Genomic DNA, 24452 nt, shown 5'->3' with positions numbered 1-24452 from the left:
AAACGCCTTCTTAACCGGAGGCGTTTTTTTATGGCAACAATCCGGCTGTGATAAAATTTTCAGTAATTTAGCGACACTTTCAAAAAATATAAAAATGAAAAAACTACTTATTTTAACTCTTGGAATAATGGGATTATCAGCAAATGCCCAGGATGTCATGACTCCTGAATTACTTTGGAAACTGGGACGCGTTACACCGCTTGGCATTTCCAAAGACGGAAAAAACATTGTATACAAAGTGGCAACACCTTCTGTAGAAGAAAACAAATCCAATTCAAAATTCTACAGCATTCCGTTAAATGGCGGAACAGCAATTGAAATTCCAGACACGAAAGAAATACTGAAAGACAAAAATATTTCACCTGACGGATTATACCTTCTTTCCCATAAAGAAGTGAAAGTAAATTCTGTTTTAGGGAAAGACGTTTACCCTGAATTGACTAAATCCGATGCTAAAGTCTATAACGGATTGGATTACCGTCACTGGGACACCTGGAGAGACGGAACTTACAACCATGTCTTTTTCGGTGGTGTTCCGGCACCAAACGTAAGACTGGCTGCCCCGGTTGACATTATGCCAAACGAAGCGTATGATTCTCCTCAAAAACCTTTTGGAGGCGATGAAGATTACATTTGGTCGCCAGATAGCAAAAACATCATCTATGTTTGTAAAAAGAAAGCTGGAACCGCTTATGCAACCAGCACTAACACTGATTTATACCAATATAATATTGACACCAAGGAAACCAAGAATCTTACTGAAGGTAATTTAGGTTATGATACACATCCAACCTTTTCACCAAAAGGAGATTTAAGCTGGTTACAAATGAAGCGTGACGGTTACGAAGCAGACAAAAACGACATCATCGTTAGCTTCAAAGGGATGCACATGAACCTGACATCTGCCTGGGACGGAACTGTAGAAAGTTTCAAATGGAGTGTTGACGGCAAAAAAGTATATTTCATTGCTCCGGTTGACGGAACCAAACAACTTTTTGAAGTCAACTTCCCGGGGTTAACAAGAATTGCAATCACCGTTAAACAAATCACCAACGGAACTTTTGACGTAACAGAAATCGTAGGTTTCTCAGGAACCAATGTTATTGTGGCAAGAAACGACATGAACCATGCTTCTGAACTTTATTCATATGATTTAGCAAAAAAATCATGGAAGCAAATCACAAACGTGAACACCGAAACTTACAGCAAATTAGCCTTAAGCAAAACCGAAAAACGTTACGTTACCACAACCGACGGTAAAAAGATGGTGGTTTGGGTAATTTTACCTCCAAACTTTGATGCTTCTAAAAAATACCCCACTTTATTATACTGCCAGGGAGGACCGCAAAGCGCTTTAACACAATACTATTCATACCGTTGGAATTTCCAGACGATTGCAGCACAAGGTTACATTGTAGTAGCACCAAACCGTCGTGGAATGCCCGGTCATGGAGTTAAATGGAACGAACAGATTTCAGGAGACTGGGGCGGTCAGGTAATGGATGATTATTTAGCTGCGATTGATGATGTGGCAAAAGAAGCCTATGTAGACAAAACACGTTTAGGAGCTGTTGGTGCCAGTTATGGTGGATACTCTGTATTCCAATTGGCCGGAATCCATAAAAACAGATTCAAGACTTTCATTTCACACTGTGGAATTTTCAACACCAAAAGTATGTACGGAACCACTGAGGAAGTTTTCTTCACCAACTGGGATTCAGGAGGCGCTTATTGGGAGACTGAAAACAAAACCGCACAGAAAACCTATAACGAATTCAACCCGATTACTATGGTTAACAACTGGAACACACCAATCTTAATCATTCAGGGTGGAAAAGATTACCGTGTGCCAATCGGGCAAGGACAGGAAGCTTTCCAGGCAGCACAATTAAAAGGGATCAAAAGCCGTTTCTTGCTTTTCCCGGAAGAAAACCACTGGGTATTGAAGCCTCAAAACGCTTTGGTATGGCAACGTGAATTCTTCAAATGGCTAAAAGAGACACTATAATATCAGAAATCCCTTCTTGTTTTAAGAGCGAGAAGGGATTTTTTCTTAAAAAAAGAATAAATTGATGTTAAATAACACACTCCTTTGTAACCGATTTCTATTTTTACCGACAAATTCACAAAAAACTATAAATACATGTATACAATTACCAAACCATTAATCGTTGCAGCATCACTATTTGTGGGTGTAACGTCTTTTGCACAAGACAACTTAGTCAATTCACTTAAGACCAATACAAGCGAAAAAAGCAAAGAAGCATTCAAGTTTTCAGATGTAATCAACATCGAGAATACTTCAATTAAAAACCAGGGATCATCAGGAACTTGCTGGAGTTATTCAGCGAATTCATTTTTGGAATCAGAAATGATCCGTATGGGTAAAAAGCCGGTTGAATTATCACAAATCTTTTCGGCACGTAATGCTTATGTTGAAAAAGGAAAGAACTACGTTCGTATGCACGGTTCGGTTTCTTTAGGTGACGGTGGAGCGTTTCACGACGTAATCAATATGTACAAAAAATATGGTGCTGTTCCGCAATCTGTGTATACAGGTTTGAACTACGGTACCGATAAAAACAAATTTGCCGAGATGGGTGCTTTAACAGAAGCTTTCTTAAAAGCGGTTGTTACCAACCCTAACGGTGAGTTGACTCCCAACTGGGAAAAAGCTTATGCCGGTATCATTGATGCTTATTTAGGAGCGGTTCCTGCATCATTTGACTACAACGGTAAAAAATATACTGCTGAGACTTTCGCCAAAGAAGTAGTAGGAATCAACGCTGACGATTACGTTGAAATTTCATCCTTACAACAATACCCTTATTATTCTAAATTCGTTTTAATGGTTCCGGACAACTGGTCATTTGATCAGGTATACAACGTAAAGATGAACGAACTGATCGAAACCATCGACAGCGCATTGAAAAACGGTTATACTGTTGCATGGGCAGGTGATGTTAGCGAGAAAAGTTTCTCTTGGAAAAACGGTGTTGCTTTTGTTCCTGAAAAAAGAGTGGAAGATATGAATGCTGAAGAAAAAGCAGATTTATTCAACGGACCTAAGAAAGAATTAGTAGTTACCGAAGAAATCCGTCAGAAAGCATTTGACAACTATTTGACTACTGATGACCACGGAATGCACATCGTAGGTATTTCAAAAGACCAAAACGGTAAAGAATACTATATCGTGAAAAACTCTTGGGGTGTAACTAACGATTACAAAGGATACTTATACATGACCAAAGAATTTGCCAAATACAAAGCCACTTCAATCATGTTACACAAGAAAGCAGTTCCGGCAGCGATTGCTTCTAAATTGAAACTGTAATTACAACATATCATCAATCAGGAATCCCGTCTCGTTAAACAAGACGGGATTTTTTTATTGGCATCAATCAGTGCAAATTTTCACTACCTTTACCTGTTTGAATTTTGCAACTCATGACTACAACAACCATTAAAGAGTTTTATGATGAGATGTTCGGGGAGTATTGTCCCGAAGTGATCAAGTATGTAGAGGAGATGGACAAAAAAGATGTAGGCCATTTCAATGTTTTTGACATCGGGGAGATGTTTGGCGCGTGTAAAGCCAAGCCTGCGATGCCCTACAACCGAAGAACCTATTACAAAATAAGCCTGATCAACGGAAAGAACAAAGTCGAATATGCCGACAAGACTATTGAAATAGAAGACTTTGCCATTTTATTCGCCACTCCGAAGATACCCTACAGATACACGCCTTATGACAACAACCAGAAAGGACATTTTTGTGTATTTACCGAAGATTTCATGACCAAATCGAAAACAGGCTTATTGCTGGACGAGTTACCAATCTATCAGCCCAATACCGATTTCATCTTCCGGCTGGATGCCAGACAATACCAGGAAATAGAATCCATTTTTGTCAAGATGCACAACGAAATACAGTCGGATTACCAGTTCAAGTACGACTTACTCCGCAACTATGTCATTGAATTACTGCACAACGGGCAGAAATTAAAACCGATGGATTCGCTGATAGACAATATGAATGCATCTTCACGGATCACCTCCCTGTTTTTGGAACTACTGGAAAGACAATTCCCGATCGAGTCGAGCACACAAGCCTTGTTATTGCGCAATCCGAAGGATTATGCCGAAACATTGAACGTACACGTCAACCATTTAAACAAAACCTTAAAAGAAAGAACCGGAAAGACCACAAGTGAAATCATCACTTCGAGAATATTACAGGAATCGAAGGTATTGCTGAAGAGTACGAGTTGGAACATTTCCGAGATATCAAATTGTTTAGGATTTGAGGAAGTTGCACACTTTTCCAACTTCTTCAAAAAACAATCCGGACTCTCCCCATTAGCCTTCCGGAACTGATTATTTGATTTTCGCAAAAAACAGATTGTTTCGAGCAACGGAAAATCACTGAAACCGGCGCAACTTTGTACTGTAATTTAATACCTATCAAAATGACAAACAATATCAACAAAATTGCATTAGTTACAGGAGGCAGCCGCGGATTGGGAAAAAATTCGGCATTGCAGCTTGCCCAAAAAGGATTTGACGTCATCATCACGTATCAATCCCAAAAAGAAGACGCAGCGAAAACCGTAACCGAGATACAAGCCTTAGGAAGAAAAGCAAGTCTTCTTCAATTAGACTTATCGGACATTTCTTCGTTTGATTCTTTTACAACCCACTTACAAAACACGCTTACAAGCGACTTTGGCACTGAAAAAATAGACGCTTTGGTCAACAATGCCGGATCAGGCTATCATGCATCGATCAGCGAGACCACCGAAGCCGGATTTGACGCCATGAGTGACATTCATTTGAAGGCACCTTTCTTTTTAACCCAGAAATTAGTCCCACACATCAACGATGGCGGAAGCATTGTGAATACCTCATCCGGGCTTTCCCGTTTCAGCTACAACGGATACGCCGCATATGCCATCATGAAAGCCGCCATAGACGGATTGACCCGTTACCAGGCAGTGGAATTCGGGCCAAGAAAAATACGTTCCAATTCAGTAGCTCCCGGTGCGATTGAAACCGATTTTGGAGGCGGAAGACTAAGAGACGACAAAGACTTAAACCAGATGATCAGCAATCTGACACCGCTGGGGAGAGTTGGAAAACCTGATGATATCGGCAGTGTAGTTGCTTTCCTTTGTTCAGACGAGTCGAAATGGGTCAACGGACAAAGAATAGAAGCTTCTGGAGGAATTCATGTTTAACCCAAATAGAGAGCCCTTGGTAAAACAGGGGCTTTTTTATGCTTTGGAAATAAATATTAAGTCATAGCAAACTTTGCAGAAGGCTCAACACTCTTCACATAGACATCAACACTCATTACACAAGCTTACACACCAAACACACAAAGCTCAACACCTTACACATTAAGTCCAACACCAAACACACAGGAAAAAAAACCTTCAACACAAGACACAACACCTTCTACTTAAGCCTTTACACTAAACACAACAGACTCAACACCCTTTACACTTAGTTCAACACCCTTTACACAAGGCTCAACACCAAATGATATTCACGTTTATAAAAAGTAAAAGAATTTAAATATACAAGCCTTTGACAATTCGGTATTCAACAGACTGTGACCCAAATTGCGCCTTAATACTTTCTATGACACCTATTGCATTTTGCGAAAGATTGGAGTAAACATTAATTCTCTTTGTATTGGTTAAAACAAACAAATGGCATTTAAAAATTTCGCACATTTGAACTACTACAAAATTCCAAACTAAATAACCATAGATATAGCTGTAAAAATTTATTTTTTTTCAAAAACGATTTTTTAGGTTTAAAAAAATTAAATTTACTTCTACACAAAAAATGCAATATCAAAACCATAATTAAACACACCAAAAAAGAATCTAAGATTGGAAGAAATCGCAGAAAAAATAGTATTAATAACAAATGATTATCATTCTGATTATGATAATGGCTTTGTTATGTCATCACAACACGTTATTGAATGGGTAAATCAGTTTGATGCTGATGATCGAGAATTTGTTTTAAATGAAGTTTTACACATATTAAAACAAGGTGTGTATATTTCAAAACAAAAAGCAAAAGAAATACTTCTTGAATTTATTAATAAGGCCACAACCTACTTTGACTATCAAAATATAGAAACTTTTTTAAGAGAGACTCATTTTATCTCAATTCAAGGAGCTGAAAAAAGCCAAACGGTACTACTATCAATACTTAATGAAATCTTAATTCAAAATACTGGTTTTTCATTGGATATCTGCGGCACTTTGGGCATAAGGAATTATATTTATTTGGATGATGTAATTGGTAGTGGCGGTAAATTTAATTTCGAAATTCATAAATACATATCTGAAAACAATTTACTCAACGCATTAAAGAACAAAGAAATTAAAATTTTATCCTATTTTTTCTGTATCCATACTTGGGGTGCAGTTAATGCAAGATATATTTTAAAAAACAGATTTACAGAGGAAAACTTTTTTTTGGATTACAAAGCATTTCCAATTAAAACTCACTATACAGTTGAAAACAACATTAAAGAGTTTAATCAACGTTTAAATTTAATTTATCCAGTAAAATCAAAAAACGATTATGATGTTTATCTTACTGGACTCGACCAAGCAACAAAACAAGCAGATAGGGCTTATCGAAAACAATCACAACCAAATCAAGAAACTTTTTTTTCTTCAAAGACAAACAGATTACGCCTTGAACATATTTTTCTTGACAAGGGGATTGAAATTATTAATCAAATTCAAGATCCTGAAAGCAAACGTAAACATAGACCATTAGGAAAAACTTATCCGGGTTATAAAACTTTTGGAACTGGAACCTTGTTTTTTACTTGGCGAAATGTAAGCAACACATGTCCAATTGTATTTTGGTGGGATAATGTTACACACAATTGGAAAGGTCTTTTTCCGTTACACAATAGAGGGAACTAAAATATTTACTATATTTACCCTAACTTTTAACTATGAATAGCAGAACGTATAAATCTAAAGAGGTAATTGTTTTTAGAAAAACAACTGAACCGTTTGGAGGTTTATCCAACATGGCATCAGGGTTTTCATTGTTCATTAACGAAATAATAGTTCCTTCATCTGAGCATCTGTATCAAGCAATGCGCTATCCAACTAACCCAGAAATCCAATTTGAAATTATTAGTCAAGATAATGCCATGAAGGCAAAAATGATTAGTAATAAATACAAAGCACAATATTCTCGTCCTGATTGGGAAAAAATTCAAATTAAAGTAATGCGCTGGGCTTTAGAAATTAAATTAGCTCAAAATTGGGACAAATTCAGCAAAATACTTAGAGACACTCAAAACAAATCAATTGTTGAATATGCAACTGACAATAAGATTTGGGGAGCTAAATCTTCAAACAATGATGAATTAATAGGCGTAAACGCTTTAGGCAGACTATTAATGGAGTTAAGAGAAAAATACGTTGAAGACAACAATCGTATTTATTGTGTACACCCCCCTTCCGTTCCAGCTCTTCTACTTTACAATCAGCACATTGATATTATATGTGACGATATGGTAATTGACTTCCACAATGAAAGTCTTTTAGAAGACAGTCTCGTCTAACAAAAACACTAATCACCACCTTAAAAAATCTTCATTATTTTAAGTGTATATAAATTCACATTTATAAAAAGTAAAAGAATTTAAATATACAAGCCTTTGACAATTCGGTATTCAACAGACTGTGGCCCAAATTGCGCCTTAATACTTTCTTTGACACCTATTGCATTTTGCGAAAGATTAAAGTAAGCATCAATCCGCTTCTCATTAATTAAAACAAACTTTGCATTTGATTCTACAATAAGATTGTTAGCAGCCACAGCGTTGTCATACAAATCTTTGAGGGATACCTCATTTAGTTTTGGGTTTACCGGACAGTAGTCACTTCCGAAAGTAGAAATAGTAGCCACCAAATCAGCAAAGAACTGAGTTTTAGAATGAAACGATTGGTAAGATTGACTAATAGAATTTCCCTCGTTAGCATTGGCTTTTGCAATGTTCTTTCCTCTCATTTTTTTGATAATATGAGCGACATCTTTAGCTTGCTTGGAATTTTTACCATAACTGACTTTCACGTTTGCATTAATGGGCGACAGTATATTTCTAATGGAATCCTGATTTTTATCAAAAATCTGGAGGCGGTTTTCGACAGCCAGGGAGTAGGCCAGTTTTTTTGAAGCCACTTCGTTATTGAGGTTTCTTATTGCAGCTATTTGTTCGCTGATTCCTGCTATGCTTAATTCCGGTTTTTGGGGTTGGTAGTTATTGAAGCTTTCGAGTGCCTGTACCAGTTTTGCGGCATTTCCGATGCGGGCTCCGTATCCTCTTTCGGTGGTTTGATTCATCTTGATGGGTTTAATGGTTAACAAGACGGTTATCAAACAATTATAGTGCCAGTTTAGTCCATAGTATTTAGTCCATAGCACTTAGTACTCAGTGAGGAGTGATTAATAGTTTATAGTTCGGGGCTATTTGAAGGCAATAAAAAAGCCCCGAATGGTTCGGGGCTTTGGGTATTAATTTTTAGGTTCTTTCATTTTGAACGATTCCATAAACTTAGTGGTGTAGTTACCTGCAACATAATCAGGCTCATCCATTAATTGTCTGTGGAAAGGGATTGTGGTTTTGATTCCTTCAATTACGAACTCATCCAAAGCACGTTTCATTTTTGAAATCGCTTCTTCTCTTGTTTGCGCTGTTGTGATCAACTTGGCAATCATTGAGTCATAGTTAGAAGGGATCGTATACCCTGCATATACGTGTGTATCCAAACGTACACCGTGTCCTCCAGGAGCGTGTAAAACGGTAATTTTACCCGGAGACGGACGGAAATCGTTGTATGGATCTTCCGCGTTGATACGGCATTCGATAGAGTGCAACTGCGGCAAATAGTTTTTACCGGAGATTGGCACACCTGCAGCCACTAAGATTTGCTCACGAATCAAGTCATAATCGATAACCTGCTCAGTGATTGGGTGCTCTACCTGGATACGTGTATTCATTTCCATGAAGTAGAAGTTTCTGTGTTTGTCTACTAAGAACTCAACAGTACCTGCTCCTTCATACTGGATATATTCAGCTGCTTTTACAGCTGCTTCACCCATTTTATGGCGCAATTCATCCGTCATGAACGGAGAAGGCGTTTCTTCTGTTAATTTTTGGTGTCTTCTTTGAACCGAACAGTCTCTTTCAGAAAGGTGACATGCTTTACCGAAAGAATCCCCAACCACCTGAATTTCGATATGGCGTGGTTCTTCGATTAATTTTTCCATGTACATTCCGTCGTTTCCGAAAGCAGCTGCTGCTTCCATACGCGCACTTTCCCAAGCTTTTTCAAGCTCTTCTTCTTTCCAGATCGCACGCATACCTTTACCACCACCACCTGCAGTAGCTTTCATCATCACCGGATAACCGATTTCTGCAGCCACTTTTACAGCGTCTTCGTATGAATCAAGGATACCTTCTGATCCCGGTACACAAGGAACACCGGCAGCTTTCATAGTAGCTTTAGCCGTTGCTTTGTCTCCCATTTTGTCGATCATTTCAGGAGAAGCCCCGATGAATTTGATTCCGTGTTCCTGACAGATTTTAGAAAACTTGGCATTTTCAGAAAGGAAACCGTATCCCGGGTGGATTGCGTCAGCGTTAGTAATTTCGGCAGCCGCAATAATGTTAGCCATTTTCAGGTAAGACTGGTTACTTGGTGCCGGTCCGATACAAACTGCTTCATCAGCAAATTTCACGTGCAAACTATCGGCATCAACAGTGGAATAAACCGCTACGGTTTTGATTCCCATTTCTCTACAGGTTCTGATTACACGAAGTGCAATTTCCCCTCTATTTGCGATTAATATTTTTTTAAACATCTTTTTTCAATTAGATTATTTTATTCCGCTGCGCTCCATACAATTCGGCTACGCCTCGAGTGACAATTGGATTGTTGGATTATCAGATTCATAAACACTTCAGGTCTAAAAATCTAAAAATCTAAAAATCTAAAATTAAGATGGATCTACTAAGAATAACGGTTGGTCGAATTCTACCGGAGAAGCGTCATCTACTAAGATCTTAACGATTTTACCAGAAACTTCACTTTCGATTTCGTTGAATAATTTCATTGCTTCGATTACACAAAGCGTATCACCTTTACCGATTGAAGAACCTACTTCAACAAAAACCGGTTTGTCTGGAGATGGTTTACGGTAGAAAGTACCAATCATAGGAGATTTAACCGTAATGAATTTTGAATTTTCTTCAGCTTCTGCCGCAGGCGTTGCCACTGGAGTTGCAGCTACCGGAGCTACCGGAGCAGCAGCCTGTACTTGAGGCATTGCAGCTTGCATAGGCACTTGTTGAATGTAAGTATGCTCGGCAGCACCGGCATCAGTAGTTTTAATGGTGATTTTGAAATCATCCATCTCTAGTTTTACTTCAGTAGCACCTGATTTTGCTACAAATTTAATTAAGTTCTGAATTTCTCTAATATCCATGATATTCGATTTTTGGTTTATTATTTAGTATCGTACGCCCATTTTAAGTAGATAGATCCCCAAGTGAATCCACCTCCGAATGATGCAAATATAAGGTTATCCCCTTTTTTCAATTGTTTTTCGAAATCGCTCAGCAACAACGGTAAAGTCCCCGAAGTTGTATTACCGTAACGGTGGATGTTGATCAGGACTTTTTCTTCGTCCAGGTTCATACGTTGAGCCGTTGCATCGATGATACGCTTGTTCGCCTGGTGTGCTACCAGCCAGTTTACAGAATCACCTGTTAAACCGTTACGCTCCATGATTTGTTCGCTGACGTCAGCCATTCCTGAAACTGCATATTTGAAAACTGTTTTACCATCCTGGAATACAGTATGCAAACCGTTTTCAACTGTTTCTTTAGAAGCCGGCAGGATAGATCCTCCCGCATCAATTTTCAGGTAATCACGTCCGATTCCGTCACTTTTTAAAATTTCATCCTGAAGACCAAGACCTTCATGGTTAGGTTCAAAAAGAACAGCACCTGCACCATCTCCAAAGATAATGCAGGTTGCTCTGTCTGTATAATCAATAATTGATGACATCTTATCGGCACCAATTAACAATACTTTTTTATATCTACCTGATTGAATGTATGCTGCTGCATTAGACATTCCGTAAAGGAAGCTCGAACAGGCAGCCTGCAAATCATAGGCGTATGCATTTGTTGCCCCGATTTGTGAAGCTACATATACACCGGTTGATGCCACGGGCATATCCGGAGTAGCAGAAGCCAGGATGACCAAGTCGATGGTTTTTGGATCCAATCCGGTTTTATCAATTAAGTTCTGAGCTGCTTTTATAGCTAAGTAAGAAGACCCTTTTCCTTTTTCTTTAAGAATTCTTCTTTCTTTGATTCCAGTTCTTGTAGTAATCCACTCATCTGTCGTATCTATCATAGTTTCGAGAACTTCATTAGACAGAACGTAGTCTGGAACATAGGCGCCAACGGCGGTTATTGCGGCAGTAATTGTATTCATGTTGTTCAAATAATTCAACTTAAAACAAGTGTTTCAAAAAGAGGTTGAAGTTACGAAAAAACTTTAAAACAAAGACACTAAGTGCTTTGAAAAATAATTTCGGTTATATTCAACAAAAAAACTCCCACATTTCGAGTGAGAGTTCGATTTTCTTTTTACTAAAGCGTATTAAGCAACAGCTACTGATTTATCAATAACTACTTGACCTCTGTAGTACATTTTACCTTCATGCCAGTAAGCTCTGTGGTATAAATGTGCTTCTCCAGTTATCGGGCAAGTTGCGATTTGAGCAACAGTTGCTTTATAGTGAGTTCTTCTTTTGTCTCTTCTTGTTTTCGAGGTTTTTCTCTTAGGATGTGCCATTTTACAAAATTATTTATCCGTTAATAGTTTCTTTAATGCTGCCCAACGCGGGTCAATTTCTTCTTCTTTTACTTCTTCTTCGTCTTTGACTTCGATATTATTCAGTTTGTCCATCGCATCGCTTTTCAAAGTTCCGTCCTTTACACCGGGATGGATTCTTTTTAAAGGAATTGACAATACAATCATTTCATATATGTATTGCGTCACATCTATTTGGTGTTCACCAAATGGAAGAATCAGCAATTCTTCATTATCATCATTATAGGTTTCTCCAAATCTGACAACCAATTTCAATTTTCCTTTGATGGGAAGATCAAAAGGTTCGTTTGTCAGGTCGCAGGGAACGTTTATGGTTCCGCTATGCTTGAAGTTTAATTCCAGCATACTGCTTTGCTTTTCCAAAACCAGATTCACTTTTATGTCAGCCGAATCAAATTCATCGTACTCAAAGTGATCAAAGAACGCCTTATTAATTTGATATTCAAACTGATGTTTTCCCAGCTTTAATCCCACATATGGAATTAAAAATTCATTTGTAACTTTCATCTGATAAATCTACATTATTTATAGGTATCAGATGGAACGCTTTGTGATTTAACCCTTTAAATAAAGAAATATTCCTTTATAGCGTTTCATCCTAACAACAATTTGTCCCTCAATTAAGGTGTGCAAAGATATAAATAATTTATAAATTCAAAAGGGTTATAAACATTTTTTTGTTTATAACTGCTTTTCTTTCACCTTTAAAGGGTTTTCAACGATTTCACGGTGCTCATTTCTGGACTTAAAAATATCGATGGCCGCATAAATTGCCTCCAAAAACGAATGATGATCAGCAATTCCCTTTCCGGCGATATCAAAACCGGTTCCATGATCAGGCGAAGTTCTCACCTTATTTAACCCGGCCGTATAGTTTACACCTTTACCGAAAGATAAGGTTTTAAACGGAATTAACCCCTGGTCGTGATAGGTCGCAATTACTGCATCGTACTTTTCATACTGGTTGCTCCCGAAGAAACCGTCGGCCGAATATGGCCCGAAAACCAAAATACCTTCTTCAAAAATCTTTTTCAAAGCCGGTTTCAGTACTTTTTCTTCCTCATCACCAATTACACCATTATCACCTGAATGCGGATTCAAACCTAAAACAGCGATTCTAGGACGTGTAATTCCGAAATCCTGAATAAGTGATTGATTAATCGTTTTTATTTTTTTACGGATCAGTTCTTCCGTCAAATGTTTAGCCACATCGTTAAGCGGCACATGATCCGTCAATAAACCAACACGCAGATTGTCCTGTATCATGAACATCAAGGCATCACCTTCCAACTCCTGGTCCAAATAATCGGTATGACCCGGGAATAAAAATTCTTCAGACTGAATGTTTGATTTATTAATAGGAGCCGTAACCAACGCGTCGATCGTTCCTTCTTTTAAAGCTTTGGTCGCTTCCACAAAAGATTTTACAGCATACTTCCCGACATTCTCATCTACTTTCCCGTATTCAATATTCACACCTTCCTTCCAGACATTAAGCACATTGATCTTACCGGTCAGCGCCTGCTCAATCTTATCGATACCGTGAAGGTTGATATTTAAATTCAAGCTCTTCTTTAAAAAAGAAAGAATCTTGACATTAGCAAAAATCACCGGCGTACACAGTTCCAGCATACGTGTATCTTCAAACGACTTCAGGATTACTTCGCTCCCTACTCCGTTCAAATCACCAATAGAGATACCTATTATTATATTTTCTGGTCTTTTTGTCATCAGTTCAATGTATTTATTGCTAATTTTGAATGCAAATTTACTAAAATTAATCAGTTAATGTTTACAGGCATCATAGAAACTCTCGGAACAATCCAATCGCTAAGAAAAGAAGGCGAAAATGTTCACATTACCATACAATCTTCCATCACCGGAGAACTGAAAATAGACCAGAGTGTGGCACACAATGGCGTTTGTTTAACGGTTGTAAGTATTGAAAACGACAGGTACACAGTAACCGCCATCAAAGAAACACTGGACAAGACCAACATTGGTGACTGGTCAGAAGGCGACATCGTAAATTTAGAACGCGCCATGAAACTGGGCGACCGTTTAGACGGCCATATCGTTCAGGGACATGTGGACCAGATTGCCGTTTGCAAAAACATTGAAGAAGCAAACGGGAGTTGGTACTTTACGTTCGAATATGACAGATCACTCAACAACATCACGATTGAAAAAGGCTCCATCACTGTTAACGGAACCAGTTTGACCGTTGTGAATTCGAAGCTGAACGAATTCAGTGTTGCGATTATTCCTTATACGTATGAGCATACCAATTTCAATAGCTTTAAAATTGGCACAAAAGTAAATTTAGAATTTGACGTGATTGGGAAGTATGTGAAACGTTTGCATGAATTACAGGCTTAACACAAACTACCAACGCTGTAGTTTTAATCGAATAAAATAAAAAATCCCAAACATTTCAAGTTTGGGATTTTTTTTTATTGAGACATTTAATAAAATTACATCTTCATCAACCAGTTACGCATCGAAACATCTTCGCTGATGATTTTTCTCAAATCTGCGATAGCCACACGATCCTGTTGCATGGAATCACGGTGACGGATGGTAACCGTTTTATCTTCCAAAGTTTGGTGATCGACCGTGATACAGAAAGGAGTTCCCAACGCATCCTGACGACGGTAACGACGGCCTACAGCATCTTTCTCATCGTATGCCACATTGAAATCCCATTTCAGGTCTTCAATGATTTCTTTAGCCAATTCAGGCAAACCGTCTCTCTTAATTAATGGCAAAACAGCCGCTTTTGTTGGCGCCAATACAGAAGGCAATTGTAAAACCGTTCTTGTCGAACCGTCTTCCAACGTTTCTTCTTTTAATGAATTAGAGAAAACCGCCAGAAACATACGGTCTAAACCAACAGATGTTTCCACCACATATGGCGTATAATTTTTATTTTCTTCCGTATCGAAGTACTGCATTTTCTTACCTGAAAACTCTTCGTGTGCTTTCAAGTCGAAATCGGTACGCGAGTGAATTCCTTCCAATTCTTTGAATCCGAACGGGAAGTTAAATTCGATATCGGCAGCTGCATTTGCATAATGCGCTAATTTTTCATGATCATGGAAACGGTAGTTTTCTTTCCCTAACCCTAATGACAAATGCCATTTTAGACGGGTTTCTTTCCAGTACTCATAATATTTCATTTCTTCACCCGGCTTCACAAAGAACTGCATTTCCATTTGTTCGAATTCACGCATACGGAAAATAAACTGACGCGCTACAATTTCGTTACGGAATGCTTTTCCGGTTTGCGCAATTCCGAAAGGAATTTTCATACGGCCGGTTTTCTGCACGTTTAAGAAGTTTACGAAAATACCCTGAGCCGTTTCCGGACGCAGGTATAAATCCATAGCAGTATCTGCAGAAGCACCTAACTTCGTTCCAAACATTAAGTTGAACTGACGTACTTCGGTCCAGTTTTTAGAACCTGAATCAGGACACGCAATTTCCAATTCTTCGATCAAAGCTTTCACATCGGCAAGATCACCAGATTCCAGACCGCGAGCCATTCTTTGAAGAATTGCATTCTTTTGGTCCAGATAACCTTTAACCCTTTCGTTTGTTGTAACAAATTGTTCTTCATCGAAAGCTTCACCAAAGCGGCCTCTTGCCTTTTCGATTTCTTTTTGTGCTTTCTGGTTTAATTTTTCGGCATAATCCTCAATTAAAACATCGGCACGGTATCTTTTCTTAGAGTCTTTGTTATCAATCAACGGATCATTGAAAGCATCAACGTGCCCGGACGCTTTCCATGTGGTAGGATGCATAAAGATTGCCGCATCAATACCAACAATGTTTTCATGCATCTGTACCATTGATTTCCACCAATAGTCTCTAATGTTCTTTTTTAATTCTACTCCGTTTTGCGCGTAATCGTATACAGCGCTTAAACCATCATAAATTTCGCTCGACTGGAAAATGTATCCATATTCTTTTGCATGCGAAACTACATTTTTAAATAAATCCTCTTGTTTTGCCATAGTGGTGCAAAAATAAAAAAACGGACTTAAAAATCCGTTTTATATTACAATTTATATGAGATGAAAATTCGTTTTTTATTTGAGAATGAACCGATAGTGTTATTTTAGTGAAAATACAGTACTTCCGATTAAGTTAATTCCTGAAAAAATATTGATTTCATAATCTCCTTTAGACATATCTTTTTTGTTTGGATCTACAAAAACGCACACATCCAATTCTTCATTATCATAATACACATTTGTTTTGGCACTGAAGCTCAACAAACGGTCACCTGATTCGACGAACTCTCCGTTTTTGGAAACCACTTTTCCATCCGGGTTAACGATTTGGATATAAACATCTTTATATCCTTTAACCGCTGCTTTATTTTCCAATAAGGTAAAACACACTTTGATTTGTTCTGTAGCATTGAAGCGTTTTGTTTCGATGATATTGTTTGAAACAATTTTGATACCATTAGCCACGACATTCGTTGCTGTAAGATTTTTAGAAACAGCAATAACAGCTTCGTTATCGTTGTTCTTCTTTTGAAGCTCTTTGTTTTTCTCAGCCATTTGATTCAACTGGTAAGACAAATCTTCATTTTCTTCCATCTTCTTATGGAATAAACTTTCAAATGTATCCTTCTTAGTTTTCTCAACTTGCTTTCCGATTGGGATTATTTTTTTCTCCAGGTGATAAACATCATTTCCTGAAGCTACTACCTCTTCCTTTTCGATAATCCCTTTCTCATCGAGTAATTGCTGGTTCCTTAACACTTCAGCATCGTATCTGTTCAGGATTTCTTTCAGTTCATTTGTGTAGGTTTCCTTGTCAAGCCTCATGTTTTCCTTAAGTCTGACATTTTGCTTTCTGGCATCATAGTATTTTATGGCGAAGACCAAAGTGGCCGACAACAAGGCAACGGAAGATAATTTTAATATAGTCGTAGGAATTTTCACTGTCATACTCAGGGCACTATTAATTATTTTTTCTAAATTTATCTGATTGGGTCATAAAAGAAAAAAAAAATCGATGAAATGCTTAAATATTTGTTAAACTTATTTTACCCCAATGTTTGTTCAGGTTGTTCCTACATATTACTCGAATCTGAAAATCAGATATGTACAACTTGCAGACATGAGATTCCCCTTACAAATCACCATATTTTAAAAGAAAACGAAGCTTTTAAGAAATTCTATGGAAAAATTCCTACAGAATTCACATCATCAATGTTGTATTATCACAAAAAAGGGATAACACAACAATTAATTCACAATTTAAAATACAACCGCCAACAAAAAATAGGCACTGTTTTGGGAGAGTGGTATGCTGAGGACTTAAAACAGAACCCAACTTTAAACACTGTTGATTACATAATCCCTGTTCCATTGCATAAAAAAAGATTGAAAGAAAGAGGATACAACCAGATAACTACATTCTGCAAGGCTCTAAGTCTAAATCTAAGCATAGCCGTTGATGACAATTTACTGTTCAGAAACCAAAATACAGCTACCCAATCAAAAAAAAATCTAATCAACAGAAGCATTCTCCCCGAAAACACTTTTGAGGCTCGTTTTAATCAAAACCATCACAACAAACACTTTTTACTCATAGATGACGTTTTAACCACCGGAGCTACTTTAGAAAACTGTGGCCGTGCGATTTTACAGATTCCGGGTGCCAAAATAAGTATTGTTACCATTGCATTTTCGGAATCATAGCCGTTAAACTATCCAAAAATATTTCGTTAACACTAAATAAAGTGGTTATTTTGTAGCGTAAATCGATATAAATGAGAAAACTTAAGTTTTTAGCCTATATTTCAGTTAGCTTATCAATTCTGGCAAGTTGTGCCAAAAGAGGTTCCATTACCGGTGGAGACAAAGACATCACTCCTCCGAAAATAGTATCCAGCTATCCGAAAAATCTGTCTACCGATTTTAATGAAAAAACCATTAAAATCACTTTTGATGAATATGTCAAAATAAAAGATTTACAAAAAAACCTGATTACATCCCCATTGATGAAAACACCAATAACGGTGTTACCACAGGGAAGCGCCAGCAAGCAGATCACCATTAAAATAAACGACACCTTACAACCCAATACAACCTATAGCTTTAACTTCGGAGAAAGTATCGTTGACAACAATGAAGGCAATCCACTCAAACAGTTCAAGTATACTTTTTCAACTGGGAAAGAATTAGACTCACTGAGCATTCAGGGAATTATAAAAGACGCTTACGAAAAAGAAGCTGAAAAATATGTAAACGTAATGTTGTATGAAGTAGATGAAAACTATACAGATTCGATTATTTTCAAGCAAACGCCACGTTACATTACCAATACACTTGACAGCACCGTAACTTTCAAAATGGAGAACATTAAAGCCGGAAAATACAGACTGGTGGCATTGAAAGAAAAAACAGTTAATTATAAATTTGACCCCAATACGGATAAAATCGGGTTTTACAATCAAACCATTACAATTCCCGATCCATCAATTTTCGAACTTGAACTTTTTAAGGAAACACCAAAATTCAAAGCAAAGAAAGCCGTACAAGCTTCAGCTAACAGAGGATTGATTGCTTATGACGGTGAAGCTAAAAATATTAAAACCACTGGGCTTTATAAAGATCAGGATTTCAAAATCAGAACCACCAGAATGGCAGATAAAGACACACTTCAAATCTGGTTCGCTTCATTAAAAACGGATTCCATCCAGTTAAAAGTAAACAAGGATGATTACACAAAAGACTTTGTGTTGAAAATGCGCAATTTGAAACAGGATACATTAAGCCTAACTTCAAAAACCAGAGGCACCATAGGCTTTAACGATTCATTCAAAATCAACACCACTACACCTTTAGACAAGTTTGACAACAGCAAGATGAAATTGATCAAAAAAGATTCATCAGCTGTCAACTTCACGACTAAATATGACGAATTCAACCAGACGCTTGAAATTCTTTTTGACAAAGAACCCAATGAAAAGTATTCTTTTTCCTTAGAGGCTGATGCCATTCAGGATTATTTAGGTCAATCGAACAAACAGCTGACTTTTAATTTCAGCACCAAATCAAAAGCTGATTACGGAAATCTTACTCTGGATTTCAAAAACCCAAAATCATTCCCAATTCTTATTGAGTTAACCGATAACAAAGGAAAAGTGCTGGTAACAAAATTCATCGAAAGCAATCCGCTAGTCGAATTTTTATCTATAGAACCACAAAAATATTCTCTAAGAATAATCTATGATTCAAACAAAAACGGCCAGTATGATCCCGGAAATTATTTGGAAAACAGACAGGCGGAAGAAGTATACCACTTCCCTACCGAAATTGATGTAAGGTCAAATTGGGACGTAAACCAAAAAATTGAATTAGGAAACTAGAATCTCAAAGGCATCCTTATCATTCAGGAAATTCAGTCTATTACGTGTATCCAGCATTGCCTGTTTATCTAAAGAAATTATCCTGATGCCATCGTCTTCAAAAGGTTCGGCAGCATAATTACCTAAATAATCAATAATTTGGGAATGGCCTGTATATTCCAATTGACTGCCGTCGGTTCCAACCCTATTTACACCCACCACATAACAAAGATTTTCGACCGCACGTGCCTTAAGCAAAATATCCCAGGCATTGATACGTGGCTTCGGCCAACTCGCTACATAAATCAGTAAATCATAATTTTCAACATTACGTGAAAAAACAGGAAAACGAAGATCATAACAAATTTGCAGACAGATTTTCCACTCTTTGTATTCAACAATTACTTTTTCATTACCAGACGTAAAAACTTCATGTTCTTTAGCCAGTGAAAACAAATGCTTTTTATCATACTTGGTAATTGAGCCATCAGGAAAAACAAAAAGCATTCGATTGTAGAAATGTCCGTTTTCTTCAATAACCAGACTACCGGTTACAGCTGTTTTTCTTCTTTTGGCCAAAGAAACCACCCACGAAACAGTTTCACCATCCATTGTTTCGGCAACTTTGGAAGGATTCATGGTAAATCCGGTTGAAAACATTTCAGGCAAAACGATTAAATCAAGCATTTTATCAATTGCATCAATTTTCTTTTCAAATTGTTCTCTGTTTGCTTTTGGGTTTTCCCAAATCAAGTCTGATTGAATTAGTGCTATTTCCATAGGTTAAAAATACAAAAAACGCATTCAAATCAATGAATGCGTTTCTATAATATCAAAATCTGTCACTTTAAAGTTGGGCAGAATTTGGATCAATCCAAATAACATCTGCCTTTTTAAAGTAATCATGGATTAAAGGAACTGCAGTTTGTGCTTTCGAATGAACATCATGAAACAACAAGATTCCTTTGCGCCATAAAAGCATAAGTGTAATTTGCCTGCTGGCAACTTCCTTCGCATTGATATCTTTATTCCAGTCCTGTGAGTCCATATTCCATAAAACTACCTTAGACTGATGTGTATTGACATAATCAACCACCGTTTTATTCCTTTGTCCGTAAGGCGGTCTGAAATAAACCAGCTTATCTGATTTCTTTACTGATTTTATCACTTTTTGGGTAAAATCAAGTGACGCCTGCCACTCGGTAAATTTCTGGTGTGATTTATGAACTTTTGCATGTGATGCCACAACATGTCCTTCATACAAATTCTGCAATGCTTTAGCGGAAGAAGCATTCAGACGCTGGTTGAAGTTATCACCCAAAACAAAAAAAAGCCCTTTCAAGCCGCGGGTATTCAAAACACTTATCATTTTATCAGTGTTACCGGTTGCGGGAGTTGGTCCGTCATCAAACGTTAACAAAAAATGCCTTTGTTTAAAATCATCCCCGTTTACTTCAGTCCCATCAATTGCAGCAATTTCACTTGTTATTCTTGGATTTAAAGCGGCTAATCTGTACAATTCAACCAAATAATCTTCATGAAAAATCCTTGATGCCTGATACCACTTCTTAAGATTTTCAGGTATTTTCTTCTCCAACTGAAAACTTGTCAATGTATTCCAATCCATGTTTTTTTTAACCGAAACATGTGTTGGTAATGATTCAGGCAACAATTGGTTAAAATTATCCAGAATTATGTTTTTCGTTTTGGCCTCCCAATTTCTGATTGATTTTACATTTAAATTTTTTACTCCTATTTTATAGAACAATTCTGTTTGATTCAAAGCTGAATATTCATTCAAGACTTCTGAAAAAACCAACATTTCCATTTTGGAAGCCACATCAAAATCAGCTTTGGAATTCATTGGATACGGCCAGACCGAACGGTCAATTTTAGCAATAAGCATTTGTCCAAAAGAATTGGAAACAAACAAAAGCAATAGTAAAAATCTAAGCTTCACCATTAAGATCTGATTTTAGCAGATACTCTGGCTATACCTTTATCATATGCCGGATTTGCGTTGTGCTGTTTAGCCAATTTGAAATTATTCAGTGCATTATTCCATTGTCCTTTGCCTTCATAGATTTTAGCAATATTATAATACGAACTTGCTTTGATAACATTAGCACGTTGTCCTTCAGCCAAATCAATTGCTTTACGGTTAGCCCAAAGTGCTTCAGCTTCATAATCCAATTTTTGGAACGACAATCCTAAATTACTATAAGCCTGACCATTTCTCGGGTTTGCTTCAATAGCCTGTTGGTAATAATAAACAGATCCTTCAAGATTATCATTATGATATGCTCTTTCGCCCAATTGGTTCAATCTTGCCGATTCCTGTGCACTAGCCTGATCAACAACAAAATTAGCCGCGTCAAATCTATAGTCACTCAGTATCGATTTCACACCTTCCCAAGAAGAGGCATTTTTAAATTCATTCACATCAACCAAATTACCATTTTCATCAATAAGGAAAGGGATCCAAACCGTACCTTTAGTATTAGCCGGAGGAGTAAAAGTCCGCACTAAAGTATTTCCGATGTAAACATAAACTTTGGCCCTGCTGATGGTTGACAATCTGTTATTGTTACCATTATCCTTATCTGTAAAATTATGCACCGCATAAACGTATTTCTTCCCTTGTATTTTTTTGGTAATCGTAATTGTTTCCGGGCCATAACTATCTGTATCATCAACGTCAAGATTTGCTTGCGATGCATCTTTTTTATAATAACAAACATAACCGCCTTCATACGATAAGTGAGAGTCCAAATCATTAGGAGAACTTCCCCAACTCAATACAATACGCATACCGTCTAATTCTTCCATTACCGGACTTATTGCATAGGTAAGTCCGCCACACGGACACTTTGAAACCAAAGTAGAATAGCCTTCCTTTTTAATAATTATAGTCAAATTAGTTTCATCCTGATATTCTGCAGGAATAGTTACTTTACCACTTTGATTTGTCACTAACGGAATTGATTGCTCCCCGTTTTTTTGAAAAATGACCTGAGCTCCCGGAATTACTTTATCCTTGACAACCGCACTTAATACTAGAATTTCCTTTGAAGATTGCGCATAAAACGCCTGGGTTAGCGAAAAGAATAAAATCGCCAGAATGCATTTTTTCATTAGTTTCATTATGTTTTAAGAATTTATATCACAAATATAATTTTATTTTTCAGCTACAATAGTGTAGTCCCAGTCTTCCTTTTTATATTTTTTAGGCAGTGTCGGCAATGCTAATCCAATCCCTCCAATTGCTGCTCCAGCCGGGATTAAAAGCACAGCATATCCTCCCGCTGCAGCTGACGCAACAACTATCGGGGTTGCCACTCCCAAAACAAGCACTCCTGATGCCGCAGCTAAACCAAACGGTTTTCTTTTAATTGAAGCCATAGAAGTTAAAGCAATGGTATCCTTCTTGATTACTATTGAATTGTTGTCGACAATTTTAAAACGCCCTTTGAGAATTTTACCACTGTCTGTTTTGATCAAGACCCTTCTATTCTCTTTCAAAAAAACAGTTTTCCCGTTTTCTCTTTTAGTCAGATTGATTCCTTTTTCTTGTGCATTTAGCATTATAGCTGAAAACAATACAAAAATCAGGATTGTTATTTTTCTTAAATTCAAAGTCATTTTTTTTGGCTTTTTAAATTAATAATTTTGGGAAAGATAGTCATTTGAAATCTTTACTTACAGTTATTTCATACAAAAAACGCACCAGAATTAACGGATGCGCTTTTATTTATTCTAACTATTTTAGTATCAGCTTTTCACTTTCCAGTCATCCAAAAAAGTTTTAATCTTTTCCTGACTGTATCCTTTTCCTTCTTCCAGTGAACCGGTTTCCTGTACATGAATCAACTTTCCGTTTTGATCCAAAACCATAAAAACAGGATAACCCAATTTTTCTCCCGGATTACCATACTGGCTGAAGAATTTCTCGTTTTTATTCTTTGGTGACCAATTCAGATGATAAAACACATAATTTTTATCCATTGTGCTTTTTAGGGCGTCAGTTTTCTGAATAAAATCATTCAGTCTTAAACACCACACACACCAATTACCACCAACCTGTATCATGATGTTTTTATTTCCGGATTTCGCTTCGGCCAGTAATTCTTTTACTTTTGCGTCTGCATCTTCCATTTCGTGATAAGGTTTCGGCAAAGAAGCTTTTTCAGCTTCGATTTGTTTTTTCTTTTCGGCTTTTTCTTCTGCAGTTTGAGAAAATCCAATAGCAGAAATCAATAAACAAGCCAGATATATTTTTTTCATCTTTTTATTTTTTGGTTAAGATAGCAAAAATCAAGCCATAAAAAAAGCGTCCGGAGACGCTTTAGAATTATTTTATTAAACTCGCTTTCAGGTATTCCCTGTTCATGCGGGCAATATTTTCCAATGAAATTCCTTTTGGACATTCGATTTCACAAGCTCCTGTGTTTGTACAGTTACCAAATCCTTCTTCGTCCATTTGGCGTACCATATTTAAAACACGGTCTGTAGCTTCAACTCGCCCTTGAGGCAATAAAGCATACTGTGATACTTTTGCTCCAACGAACAACATGGCTGAACCGTTTTTACAAGTGGCCACACAAGCTCCACAACCGATACAAGCTGCAGCTTCGAAAGCTTTGTCTGCATCAGCTTTAGGAACCGGAATTGCATTAGCATCCATAGTTCTTCCTGAAGTATTTACCGATACGAAACCGCCTGCCTGTTGGATTCTGTCGAAAGCACTTCTGTCAACCACTAAATCTTTGATTACAGGAAACGCTTTACTTCTCCATGGCTCAACATAGATTGTATCACCATCATTGAACATACGCATATGCAATTGACAAGTTGTAATACCTGTATCAGGTCCGTGTGCACGTCCGTTGATGTATAATGAACACATACCGCAAATACCTTCACGACAATCGTGATCGAAAGCAATAGGTTCTTTTCTTTCGTTAACTAATTGCTCATTCAACTGGTCTAACATTTCCAGAAATGAACTGTCAGTAGATACATCATTTAATGAATAATCTACCATTTGTCCTTTGTCAGAAGCTTTTTTCTGACGCCAAACTTTTAATTTTATATTGATGTTCTTTTTAGAAGCCATAATC

The 24452-nt window shown here is 37.3% G+C and carries 24 protein-coding genes; 9 read left to right on the top strand and 15 right to left on the bottom strand.

The genetic code is table 11. The annotated features are described in order from the left end of the window. Window positions 1–94: 94 nt before the first annotated feature. The 6 genes from NAT51_RS10905 (at window position 95) to NAT51_RS10880 (ending at window position 7612) form a co-directional block, all read left to right on the top strand. Window positions 95–2008 carry a S9 family peptidase gene (locus NAT51_RS10905; protein ID WP_250598939.1) on the top strand — a complete coding sequence of 638 codons (1914 nt, stop codon included), beginning with the start codon at window positions 95–97 and terminating at the stop codon, window positions 2006–2008. 135 nt (window positions 2009–2143) lie between these two features. Beyond that, window positions 2144–3334, top strand: a complete 1191-nt coding sequence (locus NAT51_RS10900) for a C1 family peptidase (protein WP_250598938.1) — start codon at window positions 2144–2146, stop codon at window positions 3332–3334. A gap of 113 nt (window positions 3335–3447) precedes the next feature. After that, window positions 3448–4377 (top strand): helix-turn-helix domain-containing protein, encoded by a 930-nt coding sequence (locus NAT51_RS10895; RefSeq protein WP_317245531.1) that lies wholly within the window; start codon window positions 3448–3450, stop codon window positions 4375–4377. 92 nt (window positions 4378–4469) lie between these two features. Then, window positions 4470–5237: an SDR family NAD(P)-dependent oxidoreductase gene (locus NAT51_RS10890; protein WP_250598936.1), complete on the top strand. Its 768-nt coding sequence runs from the start codon at window positions 4470–4472 to the stop codon at window positions 5235–5237. Between the two features lie 663 nt (window positions 5238–5900). Further along, a complete protein-coding gene (locus NAT51_RS10885; RefSeq protein ID WP_250598935.1) occupies window positions 5901–6959 on the top strand; it encodes a phosphoribosyltransferase-like protein in 1059 nt (352 codons plus the stop codon). 32 nt (window positions 6960–6991) lie between these two features. Then, complete coding sequence (locus NAT51_RS10880; RefSeq protein WP_250598934.1) at window positions 6992–7612, top strand: NADAR family protein; 621 nt, start codon at window positions 6992–6994, stop codon at window positions 7610–7612. Window positions 7613–7692: 80 nt separating this feature from the next. On the opposite strand, the gene NAT51_RS10875 is transcribed toward NAT51_RS10880, so the two are convergent. The 7 genes from NAT51_RS10875 to pdxA all read right to left on the bottom strand — a co-directional run bounded on the left by NAT51_RS10875 (window position 7693) and on the right by pdxA (window position 13691). After that, a complete protein-coding gene (locus tag NAT51_RS10875; protein ID WP_250598933.1) occupies window positions 7693–8394 on the bottom strand; it encodes a hypothetical protein in 702 nt (233 codons plus the stop codon). Window positions 8395–8565: 171 nt separating this feature from the next. After that, window positions 8566–9915, bottom strand: a complete 1350-nt coding sequence (accC, locus tag NAT51_RS10870; protein WP_250598932.1) for an acetyl-CoA carboxylase biotin carboxylase subunit — start codon at window positions 9913–9915, stop codon at window positions 8566–8568. A 135-nt stretch (window positions 9916–10050) separates the two neighbouring features. Beyond that, entirely contained in the window at window positions 10051–10539 is a 489-nt protein-coding gene (gene accB, locus NAT51_RS10865) for an acetyl-CoA carboxylase biotin carboxyl carrier protein (protein ID WP_250598931.1), read from the bottom strand. 20 nt (window positions 10540–10559) lie between these two features. Next, the gene (locus NAT51_RS10860) at window positions 10560–11558 is read right to left on the bottom strand and encodes a beta-ketoacyl-ACP synthase III (RefSeq protein ID WP_250598930.1); all 999 of its coding nucleotides are present in this window, start codon (window positions 11556–11558) and stop codon (window positions 10560–10562) included. Between the two features lie 168 nt (window positions 11559–11726). Then, window positions 11727–11921 carry a 50S ribosomal protein L32 gene (gene rpmF / locus NAT51_RS10855; protein WP_129434012.1) on the bottom strand — a complete coding sequence of 65 codons (195 nt, stop codon included), beginning with the start codon at window positions 11919–11921 and terminating at the stop codon, window positions 11727–11729. 9 nt (window positions 11922–11930) lie between these two features. After that, window positions 11931–12467 (bottom strand): YceD family protein, encoded by a 537-nt coding sequence (locus tag NAT51_RS10850; protein WP_250598929.1) that lies wholly within the window; start codon window positions 12465–12467, stop codon window positions 11931–11933. Between the two features lie 174 nt (window positions 12468–12641). After that, the gene (gene pdxA, locus NAT51_RS10845; RefSeq protein ID WP_250598928.1) at window positions 12642–13691 is read right to left on the bottom strand and encodes a 4-hydroxythreonine-4-phosphate dehydrogenase PdxA; all 1050 of its coding nucleotides are present in this window, start codon (window positions 13689–13691) and stop codon (window positions 12642–12644) included. 57 nt (window positions 13692–13748) lie between these two features. Between pdxA and NAT51_RS10840 the strand changes: the two genes are divergently transcribed. Beyond that, window positions 13749–14339 (top strand): riboflavin synthase, encoded by a 591-nt coding sequence (locus NAT51_RS10840; protein WP_250598927.1) that lies wholly within the window; start codon window positions 13749–13751, stop codon window positions 14337–14339. Between the two features lie 95 nt (window positions 14340–14434). Here the strand turns inward: NAT51_RS10840 and NAT51_RS10835 are convergent, their stop codons facing one another. Together NAT51_RS10835 and NAT51_RS10830 are read right to left on the bottom strand one after the other, a co-directional pair. Continuing rightward, on the bottom strand, window positions 14435–15976 hold the full coding sequence (locus NAT51_RS10835) for a glycine--tRNA ligase (protein ID WP_250598926.1): 1542 nt from the start codon (window positions 15974–15976) through the stop codon (window positions 14435–14437). 99 nt (window positions 15977–16075) lie between these two features. Beyond that, window positions 16076–16924, bottom strand: a complete 849-nt coding sequence (locus NAT51_RS10830; RefSeq protein ID WP_250598925.1) for a hypothetical protein — start codon at window positions 16922–16924, stop codon at window positions 16076–16078. Between the two features lie 72 nt (window positions 16925–16996). On the opposite strand from NAT51_RS10830, the gene NAT51_RS10825 reads away from it, so the two are divergent. Both NAT51_RS10825 and NAT51_RS10820 read left to right on the top strand, forming a co-directional pair. Further along, complete coding sequence (locus tag NAT51_RS10825) at window positions 16997–17680, top strand: ComF family protein (RefSeq protein ID WP_250598924.1); 684 nt, start codon at window positions 16997–16999, stop codon at window positions 17678–17680. Between the two features lie 71 nt (window positions 17681–17751). Then, a complete protein-coding gene (locus tag NAT51_RS10820; RefSeq protein WP_250598923.1) occupies window positions 17752–19353 on the top strand; it encodes an Ig-like domain-containing protein in 1602 nt (533 codons plus the stop codon). Here the strand turns inward: NAT51_RS10820 and NAT51_RS10815 are convergent. From NAT51_RS10815 to NAT51_RS10790, 6 genes are all read right to left on the bottom strand, one after another. Continuing rightward, the gene (locus NAT51_RS10815; RefSeq protein ID WP_250598922.1) at window positions 19342–20112 is read right to left on the bottom strand and encodes a nitrilase family protein; all 771 of its coding nucleotides are present in this window, start codon (window positions 20110–20112) and stop codon (window positions 19342–19344) included. The genes NAT51_RS10820 and NAT51_RS10815 overlap by 12 nt on opposite strands. Before the next feature lie 67 nt (window positions 20113–20179). After that, a complete protein-coding gene (locus NAT51_RS10810) occupies window positions 20180–21295 on the bottom strand; it encodes a polysaccharide deacetylase family protein (RefSeq protein ID WP_250598921.1) in 1116 nt (371 codons plus the stop codon). Continuing rightward, a complete protein-coding gene (locus NAT51_RS10805) occupies window positions 21295–22467 on the bottom strand; it encodes a YfaP family protein (protein ID WP_250598920.1) in 1173 nt (390 codons plus the stop codon). Before NAT51_RS10805 ends, NAT51_RS10810 begins: the two co-directional genes overlap by 1 nt. 42 nt (window positions 22468–22509) lie before the next feature. Continuing rightward, complete coding sequence (locus NAT51_RS10800; protein ID WP_250598919.1) at window positions 22510–22974, bottom strand: hypothetical protein; 465 nt, start codon at window positions 22972–22974, stop codon at window positions 22510–22512. A gap of 129 nt (window positions 22975–23103) precedes the next feature. Then, entirely contained in the window at window positions 23104–23616 is a 513-nt protein-coding gene (locus tag NAT51_RS10795; protein WP_250598918.1) for a thioredoxin family protein, read from the bottom strand. A gap of 67 nt (window positions 23617–23683) precedes the next feature. Continuing rightward, window positions 23684–24448, bottom strand: a complete 765-nt coding sequence (locus NAT51_RS10790; RefSeq protein WP_250598917.1) for a succinate dehydrogenase/fumarate reductase iron-sulfur subunit — start codon at window positions 24446–24448, stop codon at window positions 23684–23686. Window positions 24449–24452 lie beyond the last annotated feature (4 nt).

The organism is Flavobacterium amniphilum, assembly GCF_023634845.1.
Lineage (GTDB): Bacteria > Bacteroidota > Bacteroidia > Flavobacteriales > Flavobacteriaceae > Flavobacterium > Flavobacterium amniphilum.
The sequence above is the reverse complement of the archived record's forward strand: the minus strand, read 5'-3'. Positions and strand labels throughout refer to the sequence as shown.

Bases quoted from the DNA above. Each gene is read 5' to 3' on its own strand.
- NAT51_RS10905 (WP_250598939.1), top strand. From the start codon at position 95: ATGAAAAAACTACTTATTTTAACTCTTGGAATAATGGGATTATCAGCA.
- NAT51_RS10900 (WP_250598938.1), top strand. From the start codon at position 2,144: ATGTATACAATTACCAAACCATTAATCGTTGCAGCATCACTATTTGTG.
- NAT51_RS10895 (WP_317245531.1), top strand. From the start codon at position 3,448: ATGACTACAACAACCATTAAAGAGTTTTATGATGAGATGTTCGGGGAG.
- NAT51_RS10890 (WP_250598936.1), top strand. From the start codon at position 4,470: ATGACAAACAATATCAACAAAATTGCATTAGTTACAGGAGGCAGCCGC.
- NAT51_RS10880 (WP_250598934.1), top strand. From the start codon at position 6,992: ATGAATAGCAGAACGTATAAATCTAAAGAGGTAATTGTTTTTAGAAAA.
- NAT51_RS10875 (WP_250598933.1), bottom strand. From the start codon at position 8,394: ATGAATCAAACCACCGAAAGAGGATACGGAGCCCGCATCGGAAATGCC.
- accC (WP_250598932.1), bottom strand. From the start codon at position 9,915: ATGTTTAAAAAAATATTAATCGCAAATAGAGGGGAAATTGCACTTCGT.
- accB (WP_250598931.1), bottom strand. From the start codon at position 10,539: ATGGATATTAGAGAAATTCAGAACTTAATTAAATTTGTAGCAAAATCA.
- NAT51_RS10860 (WP_250598930.1), bottom strand. From the start codon at position 11,558: ATGAATACAATTACTGCCGCAATAACCGCCGTTGGCGCCTATGTTCCA.
- rpmF (WP_129434012.1), bottom strand. From the start codon at position 11,921: ATGGCACATCCTAAGAGAAAAACCTCGAAAACAAGAAGAGACAAAAGA.
- NAT51_RS10850 (WP_250598929.1), bottom strand. From the start codon at position 12,467: ATGAAAGTTACAAATGAATTTTTAATTCCATATGTGGGATTAAAGCTG.
- pdxA (WP_250598928.1), bottom strand. From the start codon at position 13,691: ATGACAAAAAGACCAGAAAATATAATAATAGGTATCTCTATTGGTGAT.
- NAT51_RS10840 (WP_250598927.1), top strand. From the start codon at position 13,749: ATGTTTACAGGCATCATAGAAACTCTCGGAACAATCCAATCGCTAAGA.
- NAT51_RS10835 (WP_250598926.1), bottom strand. From the start codon at position 15,976: ATGGCAAAACAAGAGGATTTATTTAAAAATGTAGTTTCGCATGCAAAA.
- NAT51_RS10830 (WP_250598925.1), bottom strand. From the start codon at position 16,924: ATGACAGTGAAAATTCCTACGACTATATTAAAATTATCTTCCGTTGCC.
- NAT51_RS10825 (WP_250598924.1), top strand. From the start codon at position 16,997: ATGCTTAAATATTTGTTAAACTTATTTTACCCCAATGTTTGTTCAGGT.
- NAT51_RS10820 (WP_250598923.1), top strand. From the start codon at position 17,752: ATGAGAAAACTTAAGTTTTTAGCCTATATTTCAGTTAGCTTATCAATT.
- NAT51_RS10815 (WP_250598922.1), bottom strand. From the start codon at position 20,112: ATGGAAATAGCACTAATTCAATCAGACTTGATTTGGGAAAACCCAAAA.
- NAT51_RS10810 (WP_250598921.1), bottom strand. From the start codon at position 21,295: ATGGTGAAGCTTAGATTTTTACTATTGCTTTTGTTTGTTTCCAATTCT.
- NAT51_RS10805 (WP_250598920.1), bottom strand. From the start codon at position 22,467: ATGAAAAAATGCATTCTGGCGATTTTATTCTTTTCGCTAACCCAGGCG.
- NAT51_RS10800 (WP_250598919.1), bottom strand. From the start codon at position 22,974: ATGACTTTGAATTTAAGAAAAATAACAATCCTGATTTTTGTATTGTTT.
- NAT51_RS10795 (WP_250598918.1), bottom strand. From the start codon at position 23,616: ATGAAAAAAATATATCTGGCTTGTTTATTGATTTCTGCTATTGGATTT.
- NAT51_RS10790 (WP_250598917.1), bottom strand. From the start codon at position 24,448: ATGGCTTCTAAAAAGAACATCAATATAAAATTAAAAGTTTGGCGTCAG.